Source organism: Burkholderia sp. Bp8963 (assembly GCF_003854275.1).
Taxonomy (GTDB): Bacteria; Pseudomonadota; Gammaproteobacteria; order Burkholderiales; family Burkholderiaceae; genus Burkholderia.
Window position 1 is genome coordinate 17,170 of sequence record NZ_QTQP01000028.1, and the last position, 25,299, is coordinate 42,468.

Genomic DNA, 25,299 nt, shown 5'->3' on the forward strand with positions numbered 1-25,299 from the left:
GTGCATCGCGTCACGCATGCCGGGGATGGAATGGCTCGTCGGCGCCGGCGCGCGCGCGCAGCCATGCCGAAGGCCGGAAGCGCTCACCGAATTGCGACGCCAATGCATCGCAATCGGCCACGAACGCACGAAGCCCCACGGTATCGATCAGCGACAGCGTGCCGCCCGTCCAGGTCGGAAAGCCGAGCCCCAGCACGGCGCCGAGGTCGGCGTCCGCCGGCGCGGTAATCACGCCCTCCTCGACGCAACGGGCGGCCTCGAGCGCCTGGATGTAAAGCAGCCGGCGCTTCGCGTCTTCGACGGACGGCTGTCGCTCCTGCAGCGGATGGCGCTCCGCCAGGCCATCCCACAGATGCTTTTTGCCGCCCGCCGGATAGCTGTAGAAACCCATCCCGGCCCTGCGGCCGAGCCGGCCGAGCGCATTCATGCTCTCGATGACCTGCGCCGCGTGCTGTCGCAGGAAACGGCTCGGCAAATCGTCCGCGCGCGCCTGATCCAGTACCTTCTTCTGCAAGTCGAGCGTGACTTCGTCGGTCACCGCCAGCGGCCCCGTCGCCATCCCCGCCTGCTTTGCGGCGTTTTCGATGAGGCTCGGCGCGACGCCTTCCGCGAGCATCGCCATCCCCTCGTCGATATACGCACAGAAGATTCGGCTCGTATAGAACCCGGGGCTGTCGTTCACGGCGATGGGCGTCTTGCGCAACTGCCTCACGAACGCTAACGCGAACGCGATGGTCGCCTCCGACGTGTCGCGTCCGACGATGATCTCGACGAGCGGCATCCGCTCGACGGGTGAAAAGAAATGAAGGCCGATGAACTGCGCCGGACGCGCGCTGTGCTTTGCAAGCCCCGTGATCGGCAGTGTCGACGTATTGCTCGCGAAGATGGCCGATACCGGCAACGCCGCCTCGGCTTTCCGGATCACATCGGCCTTGATCTCGCGATTCTCGAAGACCGCCTCGACGACGAGGTCGCACCCGCCAAGCGCGCCGAAATCGTCGGAAGGCGTGATGCGGTCGAGGATCGCGGTGGCGGCCTGCTCGCTGCGGCGACCTGCGGCCACCTCCCTTTCCAGCGACGCGGCGCAACGCGCCTTGCCCTGCTCGGCGGCCGCGCGGTTCGTGTCGAGCAGTACGACGTCAATGCCGGCGGCGGCGGACACGAACGCGATCCCGCTTCCCATCATGCCCGCGCCCAGCACGCCGAGCTTCGTAACTTTCGCATCCGGCAGCCTGGGCCGTCCGATGCCCTTGTCGGCAGCCAGCTTGTTGACGAACAGCGTGCGGATCATGTTGCGGGCGACCGGCCCGGCCAGCAGCGGACCGAAATAATTGGCTTCGACGCGTAGCGCCGTATCGATCGGCAACTGCGTTCCCTCGTACACGCAGGACAGGATCGCCGCGGGAGCGGGATAGTTGTCCTGCGTCCCCTTGCGCACCGCGGCGACGCCGCGGCCAAACGTGCTCGCCGCGTGTGGCGCGAGCGCACCCGCGCCGCCGGGCACACGAAAGCCCTTCACGTCCCACGGCTGGCACGCATCCGGATGTTGCAGCACCCACGCGCGCGCCGTTTCGTAGACGAGATCCGCATGCACGACGCTGTCGACCATGCCGAGCGTCAGCGCCTCCGCCGGCTTGACCTTCCGCCCGCTGAGCAGCAACGGCATCGCACGCTCGATTCCGATCAGACGCGGCAGGCGCTGGGTGCCCCCCGCGCCGGGCAACAGGCCGATCGTCACTTCGGGCAGGCCGATCACCGCGGCCGGATCGTCCGCGAGCACGCGGTAGTGGCAAGCGAGGCAGAGCTCGTAGCCGCCACCAAGCGCCAGCCCGTTGATCGCGGCCGCCACGGGCTTGCCGCAGGTTTCAAGACGGCGGTAGATCATCGACGCTTCCAGCGTCAGGTCGCGCGCCGCCGATGCGCTCATCTTGCGATCGTATGCGGTCACGAAATCCTTCAGGTCCGCCCCGGCGACGAACGCCCCCGGCTTCGCCGACGTCACGACTGCACCCCTGACGTCGCTTCGCGTGCGAATCAGCTCCGTGACGTGCGCCAGCTCCGCGAGCAGTTCAGGCGCCAGCACGTTGACCGTTCGCCCCGGTACGTTGATCGCCACTCGCGCGATGCCGTCGGCGTCGACCTCGAAATCGATGTTGTTCATGTTGTTCGCTTTCTCAGATGCGTTCGATGATCGTTGCGGTCGCTTGTCCGGCCGCCGCGCACAGCGTCACGAGGCCGCGACCGAGATCGCGTCGCTCCAGTTCGTCGAGCAGCGTGCCGAGCAGCATGGCCCCCGTCGCGCCAAGCGGATGGCCGAGTGCGATCGCGCCGCCGTTGACGTTGACGCGGTCGTGCGGGATGCCGAGCGCCTGCATATAGAACATCGGCACCACGGCGAACGCCTCATTGATTTCGAACAGATCGATGTCCGACACACGCATGCCCGCCCGCGCCAGCAGCTTCTCGGTCGCCGGCACCGGCCCGCCGAGGCTCAGCAGCGGCTCCGATGCGAGCGACACGTGATCGCGGATGCGCGCGCGCGGCACAAGACCGTTACGCTCGCCGAACGCCCGGCTGCCGACGAGGACGACGCTCGCGCCGTCGACGATCCCGCTCGAATTGCCGCCGGTATGGATATGGTCGATCGTCTCGAGATGCGGATAGCGCTGCTGAACGATCGCGTCGTAACCCGCGTCGCCGAGATCGGTGAACACCGGCTTCAGTTTCGCGAGATCGTCCAGCGTCGTTCCCGGGCGGATCGCATCGTCGCGCTCGAGCACGGGCTCGCCGAGCAGGTCGCGCACTGCGATCAGCGATTTGTCGAAATATCCGGCGCTGCTCGCCTGTGCCGCACGACGCTGGCTCTCCACTGCGTACGCATCGACGTCGTTGCGCGTGAATCCACCGAGCGCGGCCATCAAATCCGCGGCGACGCCGTTGGGTACGTACGGATACCGGCTCGCGAGACGCGGGTCCGAGTAGCACGCGCCACCATCCGATCCGATCGGCACGCGTGACATCGATTCCACTCCGCCGCCAATGGCCGCGTCCGCGAGCCCGCTCCGAACCAGGCTCGCGGCCTGGTTGACGGCGTCGAGCGCGGACGTGCAGAAGCGGTTGATCTGATAACCGGCGATGTGCTCGCCGTAGCCCGCATTGAGCAGCGCGAAGCGCGTCAGGTCGGCGCCCTGCTCGCCGACCGGCATCACGATGCCCAGACCGACGTCGGCGATCTGGCGCGTATCCAGCCGGTTTCGATCTTTCAACGCGATCAGCGCCTGGCTCGCCAGCTCCACCGGCGTAATGGCATGCAGCGCGCCGTCGGCGCGACCGCGGCCGCGCGGCGTGCGGACGTGGTCATAGATGAAGGCATCGGTCATGTGTGGTCCCATCTGTACTGTCGACATGGCTTCGACTCGTGCGGGTCGAAGCGAAAACGCGTAGTGCGCGTAGTTCCCGGTGGCGCAATGCGTCCGCTAGGACGAGATCCGTCACGACCGGGCGCGCGTTTATCGGCTACGCAACTCGTGGTTTATCCTAGGCAACGCGACGTAAGGGGGAATCGTCCGAACCGACGTTTTTCATGTTCTCGCGCACGTCTGCCAGAAAATGCGACGACTGCGATCCGCATGCCACGCACGGCACGGTAGACAGCAAGCTGTCGGCCAGTCCTGCTCGACCGTATCGGCAAGAGCAAGCAGCGTGGCACGAGCATCGGTCACTGCGCCTCCTCACCGGCCCACGAATTTCGGCGTGCGTTTTTCGATAAACGCGTTGACGCCTTCGGCGAAATCCTCACTGCGGACCAGAACCGACTGCGTGTCGGCCTCCCACGCGAGCAGCGCATCGAGCGGCATCGGAGCGCGCGCCAGCGCGGCCTTGGTCGTCGCGATCGTGCCCGGCGGCGCCGCCGCCAGGCGTTCGGCAAGATCGAGCGCACTCGGAAGCACGGCAGACGGCGCGCAAAGCCGGTCGACCAGCCCGAGCTGCTTCGCGTCGACGCCGCCGATCGGTTCGCAGAGCATCAGCATCTCTCTTGCAACCCCGATGCCGACGCGCTGCGGCAGCGTCCACATCAGCCCGTAATCCGGCGTCAGCCCGACGCGTCCGAACGCGGCGCAAAAACGCGTGTTCTCGTCAGCGACCACAAAATCGCACGCGAGCGCCAGCGAGAAGCCCGCGCCGTACGCGTTCCCCTCCACGGCGGCGACAACCGGCCACGGGCCGCCCGTCAGCGCGCGGACGATCCGGTGGCCGTGAAGCATCGCCCGCCGCATGTCCAGCGTGGACTCATCGAGGCCACCGAGGTCGCCGCCCGCGCAAAAATGGCTGCCGCCATACAGCACGACCGCGCGCACGCTGGTGTCGTCCTGCAGATGCGCCAGCGTTTCGGCCAGCCCCGTGTAAAGGGGCGCCGACAGCGCATTGCGCTTGTGCGGCAGATTCATCGTGATCTGCACGACGCTCCCGTGACGGGCGACAAGCAGGGCTTCGCTCATGGGTAATCCTGAAATCCGTTCGGACGACGATCGGTCAACGCGATGCGAGCGCCGCGTAGACGGCGTCGATCAGCCCGCGGCGACGCGGATTCAAATCCATCTGGTCGCTCATCAGGTTCATCGCATAACCGACGGCGACACCCGCGACCGGATCGGCGAAACCGAACGAACCGCCCCATCCGCCATGGCCGAACGCTTCGTTGTTCGGCCCCCACACGTGTTCTTCGTTGAGGAGAAAGCCGGCCGCCCAGGGGCGGCGCACGCCACGGACCAGGTCGATGCCGTCGAAGCGCAGCTTCCTCGATTCCGCCAGTGCGGCGTCGCCGACCAGCCTGCGGCCCAACGCGTCCCGGTGCAGCAGCAGGCCGTACATCGATGCGAGCGCCCGCGCGTTCGTGAACCCGTTGGCCGCGACGATGTCGGCGGACTGGAAGTCCGCGTTGTTCGGCATGTCGCCGCGCATCGGCGGGTTGTGCACCGCGCGTTGCGCGTCGTTGCTCGCCGGGATCGTGTTGAGCGCGTCCATTTTGTCGCCGCCGAGCAGATCGGCCACGCGCGGCTTGTCGCGCGCATCGAGGCCCACCGACAGATCGAGGCCGAACACGCCCTTCAGCTCCTCCGCGACGAACTTCCGGATCGATCGTCCTTCGATGCGCTTGAACAGCGCGGTCTCCAGAATGCCGACCACGTTGCTGTAGCCCGATGCCGTGCCGAGCGGCCAGAGCGGCGCCTGGGCCGCGAGACGCTGCGCGGCGGCCTCGCCGGCGAACAGGTCCGCCAGCGTCGCCGGCGTCGAGAAGCCCGTGATGCCGGACTGATGCGACACGAGCATCCCGATCGTCACGTCGCCCTTCCCCTCCGCCGCGAATTCCGGCCAGTATTCGCTGACCTTGTCTTCGTAGGAAGCCAGGCCGCGATCGACGAGCATCGCGAAACACACGGCGCCGATCCCCTTCGACGTGGACCAGACGCACGAGATCGTGTCCCGCTCCCACGGCGCGGTTTTTTCGACATTCTTCCAGCCGCCCCACAGGTCGGCGACCAGCTTGCCATCGACCATCACCGCGAAGCTGCCGCCAATCTCGCCGAGCTCGCTGAAATTCTTCAGAAATGCGTCGTGCAACCCTTCGTATCCCTCTACAACGTAACCTTGCAGCACGGTTTCGCCGGCTGCCATAGCATTCGTCTCGCTCATTTTCGGTACTCCTTGCCTGGTGCCGCGCGCTCCCGCGCAGCGCATGTTCGTCAATGAAATCGCTTCGACGCGGCCGCCGGCCGCCGAACGCCGCTCAGTTCGCGGTCCATCCGCCGTCGATCGGCACCATATGGCCGGTAATCGACGATGCCTCGTCCGAGCAGAGGAACAGGAACGCGTCCGCGCACTCCTCCGGCGTCACAGCCCGGCCCGTCGGATGCACCGTCGCGAGCTGATCGAATTCCTCGCGTGTCCACCGGCTCAGCACGCGCTCGGTGACGGTCGCGCCCGGCGCCACGACGTTGACGCGAATGTTGTCGCGCGCGTACTGGATCGCGGCCTTGCGCGTCAGATGGATGACGGCCGCCTTGGCCGCGTGGTAGCTCGGCGAGCCCGCGCTCGACACACGCACGCCGGCCATCGATGCGGTGTTGCAGATCACGCCGCCGCCCTGCCGCAACATCGCCGCGATCTCGTGCTTCATGCTCAGAAAGGTGCTTGTGAGATTCCGGTGCAGCGTGTCCTCGAACGCCTCCAGCGGGGTCTCGTGCACCTTGCCGAGCGCCGAGTCCGTCGGCGCGGTGTTGCCGACGTTGTTCACCGCAATGTCGAGGCGCCCGTACGTTTGCACGACGCGCTCGATCACGCCGCTAATCTGCTTTTCATCGCGGCTGTCGCATTGCATGAACTTCACCTCGTGGCCCTGCTCGGTCAGCTGCTGTTCAAGCGCGGGGCCGTCGCCGGACGTCGAGCCGGTGAAGACGACCGCCGCGCCTTCCTGCAGGAATTTGAGGACGATGGCTTTGCCGATACCTTTCGTGCCGCCTGTCACCAGTGCGACTTTCGATTGCACGCGTAGTTTGGATGTATCCATGATGTTCGGTTGACTCTCTTCAAATGAACTGCATTGCCGGAACCCGCCCGCGCCTTTAATCGGCCTGCCGCCGGACCGCCCGAATGGCTTCGGCGACCCGCATCAGACGCACCGCATCGCCGTAATGCATGTGCTCGACCCAATGTCCGTCGACTTTGAGCACCGATTGCCCCGCGTTTTCCGGCGCGTCGAAAGCCGCGACGATGGCGCGCGCCCGGGCGAGCGCCGCGTCACCCGGCGAAAACGCGCGGTTCGTCGCGTCGATCTGGTTCGGGTGAATCACCGTCTTGCCGTCGAAGCCGAGTGCGGCGGCCTGATCGCACTGGATCGCGAGGCCGTCCGGATTCGTCAGATCGTTGAACACGCCGTCCAGAATCGCCAATCCATACGCCCTTGCCGCCATCACGCTCATCGACAACGCGGTCCGCAGCCCCGGCCGTTCGACGTCATGTGCGCAACGAATGTCGCTCGCGAGATCGTTCGAGCCGATGACCCACGCGCCGACGCCGTTCGCTGCGCTGGCCGCCCCGATCGCGTCGAGCCGTACGATCGCGATGGCCGTTTCGATCATTGCCCACAGCGGAATCGTTTCGCCGAGCACCGCGCGAGCCGTCTCCAGATCGACCGGCGACGAAATCTTCGGGACGAGTACCGCGTCCGGCCGGGCGAGCGCCGCCGCGGCCAGATCCTGCATGCCCCATTGCGTATTCAGGCCGTTGACGCGAATCACCACTTCGCGGCGCCCGAAATCGCCTTGGCGCACCGCGTCGACCGCCGCCGCGCGCGCGTCGGGCTTCGCATCCGGTCCGACCATGTCTTCGAGGTCGAGGATCACGACATCGCACGGCAACGAGCGCGCCTTGTCCAGCAAGCGGGCGTTGTTCGCCGGGAGATAGATCGCGCTGCGTCGCGGCCTGGCGGATGACATCATGTGAGATTGACTCCTTGTGACACGATCGGGACGCGCTGATGGTGCGCGCGCTCAGGCTTCCGTCTCGAAGACCGCGTCGAGCGCGCCGAGCTCGTCGATTTCGCAGCGCACGCGATCGCCCGCCTTCAGAAAGACCGGCGGCTTCATCGCGGCGCCGATGCCGCCGGGCGTGCCGCTGAATACGATGTCGCCGGGCTCGAGCGTCATCGCCTCGGACAGATATTCGATCTGTTCGAACACGTTGAAGATGAGCTCGCGTGTATTCGATTGCTGCCGGACTTCGTCATTCACGATCGAACGGATCCCCAGGCGATGCGGGTCGCCGATTTCATCGGCCGTCGTGATCCACGGCCCGAACGGCCCGTGCGTATCGAACGACTTGCCGAGCACCCATTGCGGCGTGCGCATCTGCCAGTCGCGCACCGTCACGTCATTGCCGACGCAGTAGCCGAATACGTAGCCCGACGCTTCGCCCTTCGGTATATGGCGGCCCCGCTTGCCGACGATGAAAACCAGTTCAACCTCGTAATCGATCGCCGTGGACGCCTTCGGAATCTGAATCGGCTCGTAAGGCGGATGAACCGTATTCGGCTGCTTGCAGAACCACACCTGATGTTTCGGTACCTCGAGACCCGCTTCGGCGACATGGTCCGCATAGTTCAGGCCCATCGCCATGATCTTGCCGGGCCGTTCGATCGGCGCGAGAAAGCGGACGCTTCGGTCCAGATCGACGACGTCGGCGGATTGCGCAACGGCCCGCTGCACCACGGCGCGCGCCGTATCCCATGCTGCGATCAGCCCGATCATCGTCGTCGGCAATTCGGGCTGCGCAGCCTTGAGCCGCACGAGGCGTCCGTCGTCGACGACGACGATTTCGGGGGACCCGCCGCGGATGCTGACTGTGGCAAGCTTCATTCAACAGACTCCCAATGCTGCTCTTCGGTCGATTTCAATCCGGCATCGCCGATCGGTCGCGTTGCAACCGAAATCGGCGTGCCGGTCTACGCCACGCATCACCAGGCTTGCGCGGCGCCGCGATTCCATCGAAAACCCGCGGCGTGATCGCCGGCGAAATCGGGATCGAGATAGATGTACATCCGCGCGATCAGACCATCGGCGTTGAAGTGGAACAAGCTGGCGAAGCGTCCGCCGGGCGTGCTGCCGCCGCGCCATTCGACGCCGGTTCCGGTGACGCCTTCTGTCGTCCCTTCGACGGCTACGCTGCGGCCGTCCTCGATCATCAGCATCTCGCCGATCGCATGCTTGAACTGCGCGACGCTCGCACCTGACGCCATTGTTTCGAACTCCTTGAGGCCTCGACCGACGCCGAACTTCGGTACATAGAACTCGAAGTCCTCAGTGAAGAGATCCGCTGGAAACTGCCCGGCATCCGTCTGCTCGTAGTAACGGACGATCGCGGCTTTCTGGGTGGACGATGCACTGGAACTCATGTTGTCGCTCTCCATTCAAGCTTCGTTGAGGTGATTCGGATCGTGTGCGATGTGCAGGTCGCTCTGGAACCCGCCTTCTCGCCAATCGCGGAGCAGATCGATGTATTCGAACGGCCCGCCGCCGTATGCCGTCGTGAACGTCTGCTTGCCCAGTTCTTCCAGATGGCCTTCCGCGTTCAGGATGCTCGGCGTGCATTCGCGCATGTACTCGAGATTGACCGTCGATTTCTCGATGATGATGTTGCCCCAGCGCTCTTCGGCCTGCTGCTTGACCTCCATCACCGCGACCTTGTCGTCGAGCATGCGCTTGACCACGCCCGCCGCATGAATCGCCTGCTCGTCCATCATGTACGGGAAGTTCAGCGTCGGCGCGCCCTGACGCAAGCCGGCGACGAAGAACAGATTCGGGAAGCCGTGCGTGTAGATACCGTGCAGCGACCGCACTGCCTTCGCCCACTTTTTGTCGATCGTTTCTCCGTCGCGCCCGATGATTTCGAAGCCGCCGGTCTTGTGCGACGTCGTCACGGCCTCGAAACCGGTTGCGTAGATGATGCAGTCGACCTCGTAGGACTGATCTTCGAAGACGATCTCGTTCTCGGTCACGCGCGTCAGCCCCTTGCCCTTCGTGTCGACGAGCGTCACGTTCGGCAGGTTGAAGGCCGGTAGATATTCGTCGTTGAACGTCGGCCGCTTGCAGTAGCGGTTGTAGTACGGCTTCAGCGATTCCGCTGTGGCCTGATCCTTGACGGTCGAATCGATCCGCGCGCGCACGCCGTCCATCTTTTCGATGTCCATCTTCTGAGCCGCTGCAGCCGCTTCGCGCGGATCGGCGCCGGCGTCCGGCGCATGCGGCGGCTCCCAGAAGCTGGTCCATTCGTCGCCGACGAGGTCTTTGTCACGCACGGTGCCGGCCAGGACCGATTCGAAGTTCGCCATGCGCGCGCGGTGCCATCCGGGCTCCAGCGACTGCGCCCAGTCGTAGTCGGTGGGCTGGTTGCCGCGATAGGCGACGACGGCGGGCGTGCGCTGCACGACGTACAGTTCCTTCGCGGATTCACCGAGCGCCGGCATGCACTGAATCGCCGAGCAGCCGGTGCCGATCAGTGCGACGCGCTTGTCCTTCAGATTCTCCAGGTTCCCGTTCGAGTCGCCGCCCGTGTACGCGTAGTCCCAGCGACACGTGTGGAACGAATGCCCCTTGAAGTCCTCGATGCCGGGAATCGCCGGCAGCTTCGGATAGTTCAGCGGACCGTTACCGACATAGACGAACCGCGCATGGATCGCATCGCCCCGGTTCGTGCTGACGATCCACCGGGCCTTCGCGTCATCCCAGCGCAGCTCGCTCACCCGGGTCTGGAACACCGCATGCCGGTACAGATCGAAATGCCGTGCGACGGCCTGCGCGTATTCGCGGATTTCGTCGGACGTCGCATATTTCTCGGTCGGCATGTAGCCGGTTTCCTCGAGCAGCGGCAGATAGATATACGATTCGACGTCGCAGCGCGCGCCGGGATAGCGGTTCCAGTACCACACGCCGCCGTAGTCGCCACCCGACTCGATGATGCGAAAGTTGTCGACGCCGGCCTGGCGAAGACGCGACCCGGCCAGCAGGCCCGACCAGCCGCCACCGATGATCACGACGTCGACTTCGTCGTTCATCGGCGCGCGGTCGGCCGGCTCGGCCGAGTAAGGATCGTCGAGGAAGCGTGCAAACTCCCCTTCGGTTTTGCGGAATTGCGCAAGGCCATCGGTGCGAATACGTTTTGCGCGCTCTTCCTTGTACTTCTCCAGTAGCGCGGCCTCACGCTCCGACAAAAGCTCAGTGTTCATCGTGTCTCCTTCATTGGCATCGGACGGGCTCGGTCTAGCATGCGACGTCCGGCGTTTTTCGCATTGAATCCGGTCGCTCGCCGCATTCGGTCACGGTCGAATTGCATGACACCGCAGAGCGACCATGTGTCGAATCCTAGGCAGCGAGAACTTCAGTGACTAGCCGGCGCAACCGGAGTGCACTCATCCAGGAACCGGAGTAATCAGCCGAAATCGTCGCAACCGACGATGCCCGCCATCGGGCCCGCGCCTACCATGCATCTCACTTGATACTGTGGCCGCTGCGTTCGCCATCGGCGGCCCGATGACAAAGGAGACGCCCATGTTCGCGAAGTTCGAAGGCAAGTCGGCAATCGTCACGGGGGGCGGCAGCGGCATCGGCGAAGCCGTCGCGCATGAATTGGCGCGCAACGGCGCTCGCGTTCTCGTCGTCGATCTCAACGGCGAGCATGCCGAATCGGTCGCACGCTCGATTCGCGACGAAGGCGGCGGCGCGCTCGCCTTTCGCGCCGACGTATCGGTCGAAGCGCAGTGCAGGGCCGCAGTCGACAAGGCGCTCGACGCGTATGGCGCGCTCCATCTGGCCGTCAACAATGCCGGCGTCAGCGGCAGATTCGCCGCGATCGAAGCGCTCGACGCCAACGACTGGCGCAAGGTGATGAGTGTCAACGCCGACGGCCTCTTCTTCGGCCTCAAATATCAGCTGCCGGCGATCGAGCGATCGGGCGGCGGCGCCGTCGTGAACACCGCGTCCATCTACGCAAACCTGGGCCTGCCCGGGTTCGATGCCTATACCGCGAGCAAGCATGCGGTCCTCGGATTGACCCGCTCGACCGCGATCGAATACGGAACGCGGGGCGTGCGGCTCAATGCGGTTTCGCCGGGCCCGATCCTGACGCCGCTCACGCGCGGCGAGAAAGAGCAAACCGATGCCGTGGCCGCGATGACAGCGATGAAACGGATGGGACAACCCACCGAAATAGCGAAAGTCGTCGCGTTTCTGCTGTCGTCGGATGCGTCGTTCATGACGGGCGCCGAAATCGTCGTCGACGGCGGCGTCATGCTGTCCTGAGCAAAGCGCCGCACGACGCTTCGCGCGTGCTTGCGCCGGTGGATCGCTCTGCCCATCGATAACGTCCGAGCCAGGTGCGGCCAACGGGACGCATATGTCCGAACAGCCTTTGGAGAAACACTATGAATCTGCAATGGAGTGACGCCGACCTCGCGTTCCGTGACGAAGTACGCGCGTTCTTCGCCGAGCATCTGACCGACGAGTTGCGCGCGGCCGGCCGCTTGATGACGAGCGTCTACGCCGATCACGATGCTGCGATGCGATGGCAGCGCATCCTGGCAGCCAAAGGATGGGCCGCGCCGGCTTGGCCGGTCGAATACGGTGGTTGCGGCTGGAGTGCATCGCAACGCTATCTGTTCTCGCGGGAACGCGTCGCGGCGGGCGCGCCGCCGCTGTCGCCTATGGGCATCCAGATGTGCGCGCCAGCATTGATCAAGTTCGGAACCGCCGAGCAAAAGGCGTTCTTCCTGCCTCGCATGCTGAGCGGCGAGCACGTGTGGTGTCAGGGGTACTCTGAACCGCAATCCGGCTCGGATCTCGCGTCGCTTCAGCTCAGTGCGCGCGACGATGGCGACCATCTGGTCTGTAACGGTTCCAAGATCTGGGTCACGCACGCGCAGGATGCGAACTGGATCTTCTGTCTCGTGCGGACGTCGCGACAACACAAGCCGCAGCTCGGCATCACCTTCCTGCTGATCGAGATGAACACGCCGGGCCTGACGTTCCAGCCGATCGTGATGTCGTCGGGCGAGCATATCCAGAATCAAGTGTTCTTCGACGACGTGCGCGTACCCAAAAGCAACGTTATCGGCACCATCGACGCCGGCTGGACCGTCGCCAAATATCTGCTCGAATTCGAGCGCGGCGGCGTCGCGTATACGCCGGAACTGCACGCGATGCTCGACGAGGTGTACCGGTTCGCGCAAGCGGTTCCCGGTGACACGACCGAATCGCTCGCCAGCGATCCGTTTTTTGCGAACAAGCTGGCCGCCGCGCGCATCCGCATCTCGACGCTCGAGGTTTATGAGCTCAGGACGATGTCGGCGATGTCGACTGGTGAATCGCCCGGCGCGAGCGCGTCGGCCATGAAGATCCTCGGCACCGAGCTCAGTCAGCACATCACGGAGCTATGGCTCGAAGCCGCCGGCCGATACGGACGCGCATTCCAGCCGCAGGGCACGCGCCCGGGCGGCCCGGTAAAGCTCTGGCACGCCTCGGGGCCTCACGCCGGGCCACTCTCGGCTGCGCTCGCGCCGCTGCGTTACCTGAACGACCGAGCCGGCTCGATCTACGCAGGCTCGAACGAAATCCAGCGCAACATCCTGGCCAAGGCCGCATTGGGCTTCCATTGACGCGATCGCGCGGAATGCATGCGCCCAACCATCCACGAAGACGCGGAGCCAAGTCATGAATTTTGACTTTACCGAAGAGCAGAATCTGTTGCGAAGCACGTTGCAGGCCTTTCTGCACGACCACTACACGTTCGAGGCACGGCGTACCGCGATTGTGTCCGATGCCGGCTGGCGCCGCGACATCTGGCGCGCATTGGCCAGCGATCTCGGCCTGCTGTCCGTGACCGTGCCGGAGCGCATGGGCGGTTTTGGCGGCGGGGCCGTCGAAACGATGATCGTGATGGAGGAGCTCGGCTCCGCCCTCTTCGTCGAGCCGTTTCTCGAAACGTGCGTGATGGCCTCCGGCGTGCTGACACGCGTCGGCGGATCGGCGGCGGACGCACTGATCGCCGATATCGCAGCGGGCGAAACGGTCGTCGCGTGCGCATGGCTGGAAGACGGCAGCGGTCCTCGCCTCGGTGGAAGCGGTTATCGTCTGTCGAACGTCGCGACGCGAGCACAACGCCAGGCAGGCGGCAGCTGGCGGCTCGACGGACGCAAGACCGTCGTGATGGCCGCGCCGTGGGCATCGAAGCTGCTCGTGAGCGCGCGGACGTCCGGCGCCGCCGGTGACGAGGCCGGCATCTCGCTCTTCGTCGTGGACAAGTCCGCCGCCGGCGTATCGACGATCGACTACGCGACCATCGACGGCCGGCGCGCGGCCGACGTCGTATTCGAGAACGTCGCGCTGCCTGCCGATGCGCTGCTCGGCAACGACGACGACGCTCTGCCCATGCTCGAGCAAATCGTCGACGAAGCAATCGCGGCCATCTGCGCGGAAGGCGTCGGCGTGCTGAAGAAGATGCATGCGGACACCGCCGACTACATGCGGCAGCGCCGGCAATTCGGTCAGCCGCTGGCGAGCTTCCAGGCGTTGCAGCATCGGATGGTCGACATGTATCTGCAGCTCGAGATGGCGGGCTCGTCGATGTATCTGGCGACCTTGTCGCTGGCGGACTCGGCGCCGGACCGCGCGCGCGCCGTGTCGGCCGCGAAGGTGACGGTCGCCAACGCATGCCGATTCATCGGGCAGAACGCGGTGCAGTTGCATGGCGCGATGGGAATGACCGACGAGCTGCCGCTTTCGCACTACTTCAAGCGAACGACGACGCTCGAACACGAGTTCGGCAACGTCGATTTCCATCTGGTGCGATACGCGAGCCTGGAGTCGTCCCGACACTGAGCGGGATCGCCGAAGAACCGGCGACTTTTTTCACCTCGTCACGCGCAATGCCCGGTTCGATCGAGGGTTCCCCCTCCCGACCGGGCATTTGAATTGCTGGGCATTCAAAGGCCGAGTCCAGTGCCTCACCGGACTCGGTCCTTTCCGTTTTGGCTTGATGCGCTCGCGGCTGCAGAAAGCGTCCGCAGTCGCCGTTCGATGTGACGAGACGGAATCGCGGCTTATCAATCTCAAGAACTCCGCTGCGTCGGATCGGGCTTGCTCGACAAGCGGGACGGTGCAAATATGTGTGCCGCCGCAGTGATTCTCTGACAGGCCGTCCCGTGACACTAACCCGATCTCGGCTGCGACATGCTCCACGGCACGACCTGGCGAACACTCGTCGAACTCCCCGTCCTCAGCGCCCGATCCCGCCTCTGCAAGAAAATGCCCCAAGCGTCGGATCGGCGTCCAACCCTTGGGGTCTAGTTCAATCGAAAGCGAGGATCGGCGATAGCAAGCGTATTGCAGCACCGTCAATGTCATCGATCTGCCGGATAACCGGCCCACTGCCGCCTCACCGCATTTCGCGCCGCGGCCTCCCGCCTACAGATCTTCCGATACCACCACGCTCGTCGAGGCCGTCACGTACGCGCTGCGCCTGGCATCCCCGACACGCTTCAGCAGGAAATGAGACAGCGCCGGAATGAGGACGAGCGCGCCCACCATGTTCCAGAGGAACATGAATGTCAGCAGGATGCCCATGTCGGCCTGGAACTTGATCGGCGACCATGCCCAGGTAATCACGCCGGCCGACATGGTGAGGCCGACCAGCGCGACCACGCGCCCGGTGAACTGCAGCGAGTGCATATAGGCTTCGCGCAGCGGCATGCCGGTACGCTGAAACGCCAGCTGAATACTGAGCAGGTAAAGCGCGTAATCGATGCCGGCGCCCACGCCCAGCGCGATCACCGGCAGCGTGGCCACCTTCGCGCCGATGCCCAGCTGGACCATCAGCGCCTCGCACAGCACCGATGTGATCAGCAGCGGCACCAGCGCGACGACGACAGCCCGCCAGCTCCGGAATGCGATGAAGCAGAGTACGACGACCGCTGCATAGAGCAGCAGCAGCATGCGATGCTGCGCTTCCTTGACGACGATGTTCGTCGCGGCTTCGATCCCCGCCGAGCCGGCGGCCAGCTGGAACCGGCGCTCGGGCGTATCGTGCTGGCGGCCGAAGGCCTCGGCGGCGTTGACGACGCGCGTCAGCGTGTCGGCCTTGTGGTCGTTCAGATAGGCGATCAGCGGCGACACCGCGCAATTCGGTTCCGCGAGTTCGGGATGATCCGTCATGACCTGCTCGAGCGCCGTGTTGAGAACAGAGGTATTGCGCGGGATCGTCATCCACTTCGGATTGCCTTCGAACTGCCCTGACGTACTTTGACGCACCATGTCGGCCGCCGATGCCGTCGCCTTCACGCCGTCGACCTGCCGAAGATAAGCGCCGAGCCGGTCGAGCTCGGTCAGCGTCCCGAAATCCTTGCAATGCCCGGGCGGCGTCGCCAGCATCACCACGAACTGGTCGCTGGACAGTGCGTAATGCGCATTCACGAATGCGCTGTCCCGGTTATAGCGCGAGTGAGCACGAAGTTCCGGCGCGCCGGGATCGAGATCGCCCGTCTTGAGCTGCTGGCTGGCTTCGAACGCGCCGAGCCCGAGCACGAACGCCGTCGCGATCGCGGCAACCGCCCAGCGCCGGTCGGTGAAATGCAACAGACCGGCCCAGACGTGCGCGCTCGATGCATTGGTACTGCCTGACCGCTCGGCTTCGACAAAGCGTTCCGCTGCCTTTTTGCCGACGCCGACATACGACAGCAGGACAGGAACGAGGAGCAGCTTGGTGAAGATCAGCACGGCCACGCCGATGCTGGTCGTCAATGCTAGATCGCGGATCACCGGCACGTCGATCACCATCAGCACCGCGAATCCGACGACGTTGGTCAGGAGTGCGGCGAACCCTGTCACGAAGAGCCGCCTGAACGTGTAGCGCGCGGCCACGTAACGATGCGCGCCGCGCGCCACGTCCTGCACGATGCCGTTCATCTTCTGCGTGCCGTGCGACAGGCCGATCGCGAAAACGAGAAACGGCACGAGAATCGAATAGGGATTGAGCACATAGCCGAGCAGTTGCATCAGTCCGAGCAGCCACACCACGGCCAGCGCGGACACGCCAACCAGCAGCAGCGTGCTGCGCAGATCGCGCATGAACGCATAGACGAACAACGCGGCGATCGCGGCGGACAGGCCGAAGAACACCATCACGTGGCTCAGGCCGTCGATCAGATCGCCGACGATCTTCGCGAACCCCACGATGTGGATCTTGACGGTCGCGCTTTCGAGCGGCCCTAGCTTCGCGTTCAACTCCCGGGAGAATGCCGTGTAGTCGAGCGGCTCGTGCGTCTCCGGATTGGTATCCAGCAGCGGCACGACGATCATGCTCGAACGCATGTCGTCGGCCACGTAGCTTCCCGCGATGCCCGCGCGCGCTATATTGACCTTGAGCCGGTCCAGCATCGCGCGTGAGCCGTCGAAGTTGTCGGGCATGACCGGACCGCCTCGGTAACCCTCCTCCGTCACCTGGGTCCAGCGAAGACTGGTGGTCCACAGGCCACGCATCGCCGCACGATCGACGCCGGGAATCAGATACACGGCGTCGTTGACCTTCTGCAGCGTCGACAGGTAATTCTTGTCAAAGATGTCGCCATCCTTGTTTTCGACCACGATACGCACGACATTGCCGAGGCCGCGCAGCGCTTCCTTGTGGCTAAGGAAGTTCTGTACGTACGGATGCCGGCTCGGGATCATCTTCTCGAAGCTCGCATTGACTCGCAGATAGAGCGCATGCCAGCCCAGGAAGAGCGTGACGACGAGCGACAGCAGCAGCACCACCGCGCGGTTGTTGAAGACGACGCGTTCGAGCCACATGCCGCTTGCGCGATCGAAATCCTCGATGTTGCGCACGATCGGGCTCTCATTACGATTGTCGGTTTCCACCTTCATGACGAGTGACTCACTGGAAGGTTGCGCTACTCGCACCGCTCACGCCGGTCAGCGCGACCCGGTTGCGTCCCGCGGGCGCGATGCCGGTGAAGAGGTCCGGCCGTGAAATGGCGATGGTCTGGAACGTGTCGCCCTGGTCGCGGCTCATGATCAGATGACCATCCTGGGTCGCGAACAGCAGCCTGCCATCGTCGAGAACGCATCCACTCGTGATGCTGCCCTGCACGCCGGTGGACAGCCGCTGCCAGGTCGCGCCGTTGTCGCGGGAACGGTAGGCCGAGCCGCCGATCCCGTATGCGACCACGTATTCGCGCGTGCCGACGACACCGAAAAAGCTCCCGTTGTAGCCGGTCGCAATCCGGACGAAGCGGCCACTGGCCCGGTCGAGCCGGAACAGCGCGCCCTGTTCGGACGCAAGATAGACGTTGCCGCCGACGTTCGCGATCGCGCTGAAGTGGAGCATCCGGTCGTTGTCGACCTTCTCCATCCACGACGTCCAGGTTTTGCCGCCGTCGCTCGTGCCGATGATCGTGCCGAACGAGCCGATCGCCCAGCCGGTCTGCTCGTCCTCGAACCACAGGTCGAGCATCGGCACTTCCGGGCCATCCTGGTAGTTAAGCGCGACGCCCTTTTGCAACCGGGCGGCGCGGGCATCGCCGCCCGCCGCCAGCGCGCCCAGATGCGCGTTGAGCAGATCGGCCGTCATACGGCCGTCGATCTGCTTGACCCAGTGCTCGCCACCATCGGCGGTGGCGAGTATCGCGCCGTCATGCCCCGACGCCCATCCCCGTCGGGCCGAGATGAAGCGCACGGACACGAGATCCGAACTGACCGGGCTTGCAACCTGGCGCCAGGTCTGCCCATCGTTGTCCGAAAGAACGATCAGACCTCGCACACCGACAGCGACGAGCCTCGCGCCCGCTCTCGCAATCGCGCTCAACTGAGTCTGGGACGCGAATCGCGTCACCTGCTCGGGCGTATCCAGAGGGTCCTGAAATTTGCCGTCGCTCGCGGTGGAGGCGACCGCGGACACGCTCGCGATCGCCAGCAACGCCACCCAGTTCGCGACCCTGCCCGCGCGCGCGGCCCGAACCCCGCGGCCGCACCCGGGCTCATGTGCGCGGGCGAACACTATTGGACCCCTCGTCCGGACATCGCGTCGGCAGTAAAGTAATTCGCCGGCAGCGGATTGCCTTTGTGGAATCCTCCGTCGACAGGAATGGAGCCCAACGCCCAGATCTGCTTGACGAAGTCATAGGCTATCTCGTTGATGTTGACGGCGGCCGGTACGTCATAAGCCTGCCAGAGCGGGAACTGCAGGTAGCGAACGAGCTTGCCGGCATGATCGTAGCCCTCGTATCCGACAATGTTCCAGCTGTCTTCGTCGAGATAAAACACCTTCTTGCTATTGACGTGGCGCGCACCGTTCTTGAGCGTGGCTTCGACCACCCAGACACGATGGAGCTCATAGCGCACCGCATCGGGATTGACGTGAGTCTTCCCGAGCAGATCGTCGACCGGCGCGTTCAGGTATTTGTAGACGTTGTATGGAACGAACATCTCCTTCTTGCCGGCGAGCTTGAAGTCGAAGCGGTCCATTTTGCCGTCGAAGCCGTTAAGCTCATCCCACAGAAACAGGCCGCTGTTCTCCGACACGACCGTGTCGTAGGTGAACTCAGGCGCGAGTCGTACGCGCCGCTGGCCCGGGGTATAGAACCAGGCCGTCGGATCGCGCTGGTCCATACGCCGCCATTGGACGCGCATGTCCATTTCACCGGCCTGGGACGGCGGCCCGACATGAATGTTGGATACCGCTGAAATCTGGTCGGCTTTGGTCTTGCGGTTATCCCAGTAATCAAACCGGTAATTCGCGGAACCGTGCGTGCTGAGCGTCTTGTTGCCTGCCGCATCGACCAGCCACCACGCGTAGTTGCCGGCGAAATACACCGGGAAATATCGCGTGAAGAAGTTGTAGATCGCTTCCTGCCCGTTCGCGGGGACCGGGAACGGGAACTGGGCATGCGCGTCATCGAGCCCGGGCCCGTCTCCGACGAGCTTCGGCGACATCACGCGCTTGATCGTATTGTCATACACCCAGTCGGGGAAGCACGCGGTGCGGTGCGTCGGGTATACATCGATGCGATAGGTCTTCGGATTCCGCTTGAACAGATCCTTCTGACCGTCGTCGAGCTTGCTCGCATACTGAGCCAGGTTGGATGCCGTGATCGAATGCAACGGCTTCTCATCGGCGAACGGGTCAACGTAAGGCGTGCCGCCCAGCGAGTTGAGTGGCTTGTACTTCGCCGGCGCCTTGCACAGGCCGCCCGTCCATTCGGGGATCGTGCCATCCTTGTTGCCCGCCCGCTCGGCCCCCAGGGGCGTGAGTTCCTTGCCGAGACGCGCCGCGTCGGCAGCCGAAGGCGCCGCCAACGCGTGCGTACCAATGATAGCCGTGACACCTGCGGCCGCCAAAGTCGCCAGATAGTTCATACCGCCTCCTCCAGTTCAACGTCTAGTTCAACGAATAGATGCATGACTCCGAAACCGCCGCTGCCGGGCCTGGATCGGAATCCCGGTGCCGTTCGACTATCGGCGGGGCGTGACGTGACTTGTTGTGTGGTGCCCATTGTGGGCGTCGCCCATTGCACGTGCGTCGTCGAAAACGACGAAATTTCGCAAACGGATCGACGAGCGCCGAAGGCGCAGGCGCAGGCGCAGGCGCAGGCGCTCCGAAATCGAAATCGAAGCCGAAGCTGAAGTCAAAACCGAAGCCGCACGCATCCTGCGAGCTCGCGGCGACGTGGCTGGCGATGCGTGACGACGTGACACGCACACGGCTTGCCGTCGCGCATTGTGTCCGATGCGCCGGGAGAAATTCTTAAGGGAAAGTCGTGGACATGCGCGACAGGCGCAAGACGGGAAATCAGTCGCAGCCGCCGCGTGCCAGTGCGGCACGCGGCGGCTGCAGCCCGATGGGCGTTGCGGTAACCGCGATCACCCGAGCAGTGACGGATTCAGCAACTCGTGACCCCAACTGTCGCCTCGGGGGTTGTATTCGGACTGCTCGAGCGCAGGCGTGCCGCCCCAGCCATATTCACAAAAGAAGCCGGATGGCGTCTGCATGTAGAACGACACCATGTTGTCGTTCTGATGGCGGCCGAGCCCCATCAGAATCGGCACCTTGTTCTCCTTCGCCAGCTCATAGGTCAGGCCGACGTCATCAATCGAGTCCGCCTCGACCATGAAATGCTGAACGCGCTTCGTGAAGCCCGGAATGCCGAACGCGACGGAGTGGCCGCGCGAATTGCAATGCATGAACATCGGCGCGATTTTATGCCCCGCCATCGACATCCTCGCCTCGATGCTGCCTCGCATTCCGAGCGCCTCCCGATAGAAGCGCTCGGATGCCTCGACACCCCGCTCGCGGATGATCATATGCCCCAGCCCGCTCGCGCCCAGCACGAATTTTCCGTGCATCGCGCGCGCCGGATGGAACGGTGCATGACGATCCACCTGCGGTCCATGGAAGAGCTCGATCGGCAGGCCGGCGGGATCCTCGAGACGAAGCAGTTCGAGTACGTGGCGCTCCTCGGCTTCGGCCGTCGACGCCACCTCGAACCGCACGCCCAGCGCCGTCAGTTGCCGCTGCATCGCCCAGAAATCTTCCGGACCGGAGAGGCGGTATCCGGCATACCGCAAATCGTCCGACGCGCCTTCGTGCAACACGATCCGCTGATGCCAGTAATCCATTCTGAGGCGCACGTCGGCACCGTCCGTGATGCATTCCATGCCGAGAATCTGCGTCGCAAAATCACGCCAGGCTCCCAGGTCGCTCACATCGAAGCCGATGTAGCCTAGTTCGGTGACGCCCACCTTGTTCATTCCGCCTCCTCCGTCGATTACGTCTGCGAAGGGTGAGTCGATCTCACCCGCTCCGCACCCATTGCGTTGCCGCCCGTTCGCCGACCGGCGGCCATTAATTGATCCGCCGCTCGAACCCGGCCCAGTACGGCTCCCGCAGCGTGCGGCGAACCACCTTGCCGGACGCATTGCGCGGCAGCGACTCGACGAAGTCGATGCTCTTCGGAACCTTGTACGCGGCGATGCGCTCGCGCGCGAACGACAGGATGTCCGGCGCGTCCGCGCGGACGCCTGGCTTGAGCACGACGACGGCCTTGACCGCCTCGCCCCATTTCGGATCGGGCACGCCGATCACCGCGACCTCAGCGACGCCCGGATGGCCGTAAATCGCGTTCTCGACCTCCGCCGGATAGATGTTTTCCGCGCCCGAAATGATCATGTCCTTCACACGGTCGTGGATGTACAGATAGCCGTCCTCGTCGAGGTAGCCGGCGTCTCCCGTCCGCAGCCAGCCGTCCGGATCGACGGTATCCTGCGTCGCTTCGGGCATGCGCCAGTAGCCCGCCATGTTGCTGCTCGACCGGATCAGCACTTCGCCGACGGTATTCGGCGGCAGGATCACGCCCGCGCCGTCGACAATCCGGATTTCGACGCCGGGCATCGGAATGCCGGCGGCGCGCAGCCTTTTGCTGCCCGGATAGTGATCGTCCGGCGGCAGGTAGACGATCACGCCACTCGTCTCCGTCATTCCGTACTGCTGGCAGAAACCGCAGCCAAAGATGTCCATGCACTCGCGAAGCAGATCGACCGGCATCGGCGACGCACCGTAGACGATGCACTTCAGCCTCCGGTAATCGACCTCGCGACTACGCGGCTGACGCACGATGATCTGCAGCGCAGATGGCACCATGAACATCTTCGAGATGCGATCGCGTTCGACGAAGTCCAGCACCTTCAACGGATCGAACTCCGGGACGACGATCCCCTTCGCGCCGAACAGTAGTCCCAGCATGCCCCACAGGCTGCCGGCGGCATGTGCGACGGGCATCGCCACCAGGCTCACGTCGTCGGCTGTCCATTGATACCAGCCCATCTCGGCATTGGATGCATGCCGCTGCTTCGACAGGATGTTCTCGTGCGTCAGCATCACGCCCTTGGGCCGGCCGGTCGTCCCGGACGTGTAGAGCTGCAGGACGACATCCGACGGATCGACTGCGATGTCGGGACTATCCGGGCTCTGGGCAGCAAGCCAAGCATCGAACGACGTCGCACCGTTGACCGGAATGCCGTCGATCGCGATCACCAACGGGCGGCTGGCAATCCGCTCGAGAACCGCATTGGCCTGCGCGGCGACATCGGGTCCGACAAACACCACATGCGCTTCGCAGTCTTCGAGGATGGCCGCCGCCTCGGCGGGAGCCAGACGCCAGCCGATCGGCGTCGTCACGACGCCGGCCTTCGCCGCGCCGAAAAACACCTCGAAATAGCGATCGCTGTTCTTGCCCAGATATGCGATGCGATGGCCGGGCGCCAACCCTTCGGCAATCAGCGCATTGGCCACCTGATTCGAGCGGGAATGGAATTGCCCATAGGTCGTGTCGCGCCCGTCGAACGAGAGCGCGACCGCGTGCGGCCGATGAAGCGCGTGCAGCCGCGCAATCTCGGCGAGCGTCGTCATCTGTTCAATGTTGGTCGGACTCGCAGTTGCGTTCACATCATCCTCCAGAGAATTACGGAATTTCGCCCGGCCTTCGCCGTGTGCGAACTCGGCCGGCCCGGCTAGTCCACCCGATACTTCTGCACGACGTCCTCGAGCAGCGTGAGTCCATGACCGGGGCGTTCGCTGAGATGCAGCGAGCCATCTGCAAGAACTGGCAATCCGTCGAACAGAATCGACGACCAGTCCATCCATTCGGCAATGAGGCCGTTCGGAACGGCGGCGATGCAGTGCGCGAAAATCTCGGGAATCAGATGGCTCGCGACCGGAACGCCGAACGATTCGGCCAGCGCAGCCGCTTTCCGGAACTGCGTGATGCCGCCCATCCGGCACATGTCGACCATCAGGTAATCCACTGCGCGGGCCTTCAGCAGGCGCAGCAGGGACACCGGGTCATAGTGGTATTCGCCGGCGCAGATCGGCACGTCCAGCGCCTGAGCCACCGCGGCCTGGCCCTCGATGTCGTGCATCGCGGTCGGATCTTCCAGCCAGAAAAGCTCGAACTCCTCCAGCGCGCGGCCCACTCTGATCGCGCGAGACGGCGTCCAGGTCTGGTTGACGTCGTACAGCAGGTCAACGTCGTAGCCGATCGCTTCGCGCACTGCCCGCACGCGCGCCACCACATCCTCCACGCGCGCGTCACGCTCCGCGTGCGGCCGAATCTTGACGGCACGATGGCCTTTCGCGACGAGTTCCGCCGCCTGGCGCTGCAGGACATCAGGCCGGTTTCCCATTGCGGCGTTGCTCTGGTAAGTCCTCACGTGATTCGCGTGCCCGCCGAGCAGGCGCCACAGCGGCTGGCCGGTTTCCTTGCCCCAGACGTCCCACAACGCGATGTCGATCGCCGCCGCCGCGATGTTCAGCAGCCCGCCCGGGCCCACGAAGTTGGACGGATAGATCATCCGTGCGAACACGTGCTCGATCTGCCGCGGATCCTCGCCGATGATCAGGTCGCCCAGATCGCGCACCATCGCCGATAGCGATCGCTGAAATTCCGGGTTCAGGCTGAAGGTATGCCCGATGCCGTCTATGCCGGCGTCGGTGCGAATCCGCGCGACGACCACCGGCAGGCGGCCTTGATAGCGGCCGAAATTCTGCGGAACGACTGTGGAAATGACGTCGACATGGGTAATCTTCATGGGTGCTCTCTTGTTCCGATAGCGCTCGCGTGACCATTGCCATGCGAATCGATCGATACGCCAGCCATTCGCGGTGACACACGCGGCGAACGACTCAGCGGCGCAGTCGCCCTTCCTTGCGGAGCTGCATGCCGATCTTCTGAATGCGAGACTCGCCTTCCCGCAGCGCATCCTCGCTCGTGTGCACCGAGTAGTAGCCGAGCACCAGATCGTGCGGATGCTTCACCGCCGAGCCGACGACGAACTCCGCGTCCGTCTCGGCCTCGAATTCGATTGCGTCGTCCGACTCTGCAAAGACCACGAGCTCGCCGGCGGCCAGGGCGTCCAGGGCGTCCGGCGCGACGAGCGCACCCCGGCTGATTGCCGTCCATCCGACGGTCTGCCCCTTCGGGGGCTGGAACCGCCAGCGTTCGCCGGCCTTCAGCGAGACCGACAGATAGGTGATCGGGGACGGCACGTCGATCGCGCTCTTTGCTGAACCGTAGCGACCCAGCAGCACCGTCACGGGACCATCGTGCTCAATCGCGTCTCCTTGCAGATAAATGCTCTCGGCCTTGCCCAGCTCCGTTTCAGCCGGGAGTGCGATCCACAGTTGAAATGCACGAACCGGACCGCCATCGCCGAAATCACCGCCGTGCCACGCGCCGCCGCCTGCATGCATCCATTCGAGGCCGCCCTTCGAGATTTGCCCGGTGCGGCCCATCGTGTCTTCGTAGCCCACGCTGCCCTCGAGCATCCACGTGATCGTCGCGATGCCCGAATGCGGATGAAGCCCGAAGCCCTGCGCCGAAATGCCGTTGACGTCGACCAGGTCGAGAAAAACGAACGGGCGCAGCATCTGTCCCACGTCCGAAGGACTCATCAGCCGCGTGACGGGCCCGTGCCGGCGGCCACGGGTGCGGAATACGACGTGGCGCTTGGTGGCTGCGTCGGCAATCGGCATGGAATAGGACATCGGTTGCTCCTTCGATACGGAAGTTCACATGACGAATCCATCATATGGAGCACTCGATGCGGCGACTAGACCGTGCCGCCGGACGACATTCATCCAATAATCGACGCTATGACCATTGCGCGTCGCATGCGCCCAGGCAGCCCCAACGCGTGCGGCGGCATC

The 25,299-nt window shown here is 64.4% G+C and carries 19 protein-coding genes; 3 read left to right on the plus strand and 16 right to left on the minus strand.

The features are described 5' to 3' along the window. Positions 1-10 precede the first annotated feature (10 nt). The 9 genes from DID96_RS22565 to DID96_RS22605 all read right to left on the minus strand — a co-directional run bounded on the left by DID96_RS22565 (position 11) and on the right by DID96_RS22605 (position 10,780). Positions 11-2,161 (minus strand): 3-hydroxyacyl-CoA dehydrogenase NAD-binding domain-containing protein, encoded by a 2,151-nt coding sequence (locus tag DID96_RS22565; RefSeq protein WP_124601484.1) that lies wholly within the window; start codon positions 2,159-2,161, stop codon positions 11-13. 13 nt (positions 2,162-2,174) lie between these two features. Beyond that, positions 2,175-3,380, minus strand: coding sequence for an acetyl-CoA C-acetyltransferase (locus tag DID96_RS22570; RefSeq protein ID WP_124601485.1), 1,206 nt, complete (start codon positions 3,378-3,380; stop codon positions 2,175-2,177). Between the two features lie 351 nt (positions 3,381-3,731). Next, entirely contained in the window at positions 3,732-4,499 is a 768-nt protein-coding gene (locus DID96_RS22575) for an enoyl-CoA hydratase/isomerase family protein (protein ID WP_124601486.1), read from the minus strand. A 34-nt stretch (positions 4,500-4,533) separates the two neighbouring features. Continuing rightward, entirely contained in the window at positions 4,534-5,694 is a 1,161-nt protein-coding gene (locus DID96_RS22580; RefSeq protein WP_185732333.1) for a serine hydrolase domain-containing protein, read from the minus strand. Between the two features lie 94 nt (positions 5,695-5,788). Further along, entirely contained in the window at positions 5,789-6,568 is a 780-nt protein-coding gene (locus DID96_RS22585; RefSeq protein ID WP_124601488.1) for an SDR family NAD(P)-dependent oxidoreductase, read from the minus strand. Positions 6,569-6,623: 55 nt separating this feature from the next. Then, positions 6,624-7,499, minus strand: a complete 876-nt coding sequence (locus DID96_RS22590) for a CoA ester lyase (RefSeq protein WP_124601489.1) — start codon at positions 7,497-7,499, stop codon at positions 6,624-6,626. 51 nt (positions 7,500-7,550) lie between these two features. Beyond that, positions 7,551-8,414 carry a fumarylacetoacetate hydrolase family protein gene (locus DID96_RS22595; RefSeq protein WP_124601490.1) on the minus strand — a complete coding sequence of 288 codons (864 nt, stop codon included), beginning with the start codon at positions 8,412-8,414 and terminating at the stop codon, positions 7,551-7,553. A 98-nt stretch (positions 8,415-8,512) separates the two neighbouring features. Beyond that, positions 8,513-8,965: a nuclear transport factor 2 family protein gene (locus tag DID96_RS22600; protein WP_124601491.1), complete on the minus strand. Its 453-nt coding sequence runs from the start codon at positions 8,963-8,965 to the stop codon at positions 8,513-8,515. After that, positions 8,966-10,780, minus strand: a complete 1,815-nt coding sequence (locus DID96_RS22605; RefSeq protein WP_124601492.1) for an NAD(P)/FAD-dependent oxidoreductase — start codon at positions 10,778-10,780, stop codon at positions 8,966-8,968. A gap of 322 nt (positions 10,781-11,102) precedes the next feature. Here DID96_RS22605 and DID96_RS22610 point away from each other — a divergent pair, with 322 nt between their 5' ends. The 3 genes from DID96_RS22610 to DID96_RS22620 all read left to right on the plus strand — a co-directional run bounded on the left by DID96_RS22610 (position 11,103) and on the right by DID96_RS22620 (position 14,426). Further along, positions 11,103-11,852, plus strand: a complete 750-nt coding sequence (locus tag DID96_RS22610) for an SDR family NAD(P)-dependent oxidoreductase (protein WP_124601493.1) — start codon at positions 11,103-11,105, stop codon at positions 11,850-11,852. A 122-nt stretch (positions 11,853-11,974) separates the two neighbouring features. Further along, on the plus strand, positions 11,975-13,204 hold the full coding sequence (locus DID96_RS22615; protein WP_124601494.1) for an acyl-CoA dehydrogenase family protein: 1,230 nt from the start codon (positions 11,975-11,977) through the stop codon (positions 13,202-13,204). 55 nt (positions 13,205-13,259) lie between these two features. Then, positions 13,260-14,426 carry an acyl-CoA dehydrogenase family protein gene (locus DID96_RS22620; protein ID WP_124601495.1) on the plus strand — a complete coding sequence of 389 codons (1,167 nt, stop codon included), beginning with the start codon at positions 13,260-13,262 and terminating at the stop codon, positions 14,424-14,426. A 585-nt stretch (positions 14,427-15,011) separates the two neighbouring features. On the opposite strand, the gene DID96_RS22625 is transcribed toward DID96_RS22620, so the two are convergent. The 7 genes from DID96_RS22625 to DID96_RS22655 form a co-directional block, all read right to left on the minus strand. Further along, positions 15,012-17,465: an RND family transporter gene (locus DID96_RS22625; protein WP_124601496.1), complete on the minus strand. Its 2,454-nt coding sequence runs from the start codon at positions 17,463-17,465 to the stop codon at positions 15,012-15,014. A 10-nt stretch (positions 17,466-17,475) separates the two neighbouring features. Then, positions 17,476-18,522: a YCF48-related protein gene (locus DID96_RS22630; RefSeq protein WP_124601497.1), complete on the minus strand. Its 1,047-nt coding sequence runs from the start codon at positions 18,520-18,522 to the stop codon at positions 17,476-17,478. A 74-nt stretch (positions 18,523-18,596) separates the two neighbouring features. After that, positions 18,597-19,955 carry a DUF1329 domain-containing protein gene (locus tag DID96_RS22635; protein ID WP_124601498.1) on the minus strand — a complete coding sequence of 453 codons (1,359 nt, stop codon included), beginning with the start codon at positions 19,953-19,955 and terminating at the stop codon, positions 18,597-18,599. A gap of 504 nt (positions 19,956-20,459) precedes the next feature. Next, a complete protein-coding gene (locus tag DID96_RS22640) occupies positions 20,460-21,515 on the minus strand; it encodes a VOC family protein (protein ID WP_221624600.1) in 1,056 nt (351 codons plus the stop codon). Continuing rightward, positions 21,442-23,040: a fatty acid--CoA ligase gene (locus tag DID96_RS22645; RefSeq protein WP_260463977.1), complete on the minus strand. Its 1,599-nt coding sequence runs from the start codon at positions 23,038-23,040 to the stop codon at positions 21,442-21,444. Before DID96_RS22645 ends, DID96_RS22640 begins: the two co-directional genes overlap by 74 nt. Positions 23,041-23,105: 65 nt before the next feature. Continuing rightward, a complete protein-coding gene (locus tag DID96_RS22650) occupies positions 23,106-24,353 on the minus strand; it encodes a mandelate racemase/muconate lactonizing enzyme family protein (protein WP_124601499.1) in 1,248 nt (415 codons plus the stop codon). Then, the gene (locus DID96_RS22655; RefSeq protein WP_260463978.1) at positions 24,277-25,125 is read right to left on the minus strand and encodes a pirin family protein; all 849 of its coding nucleotides are present in this window, start codon (positions 25,123-25,125) and stop codon (positions 24,277-24,279) included. The genes DID96_RS22650 and DID96_RS22655 overlap by 77 nt, the downstream gene beginning before the upstream one ends. Positions 25,126-25,299 lie beyond the last annotated feature (174 nt).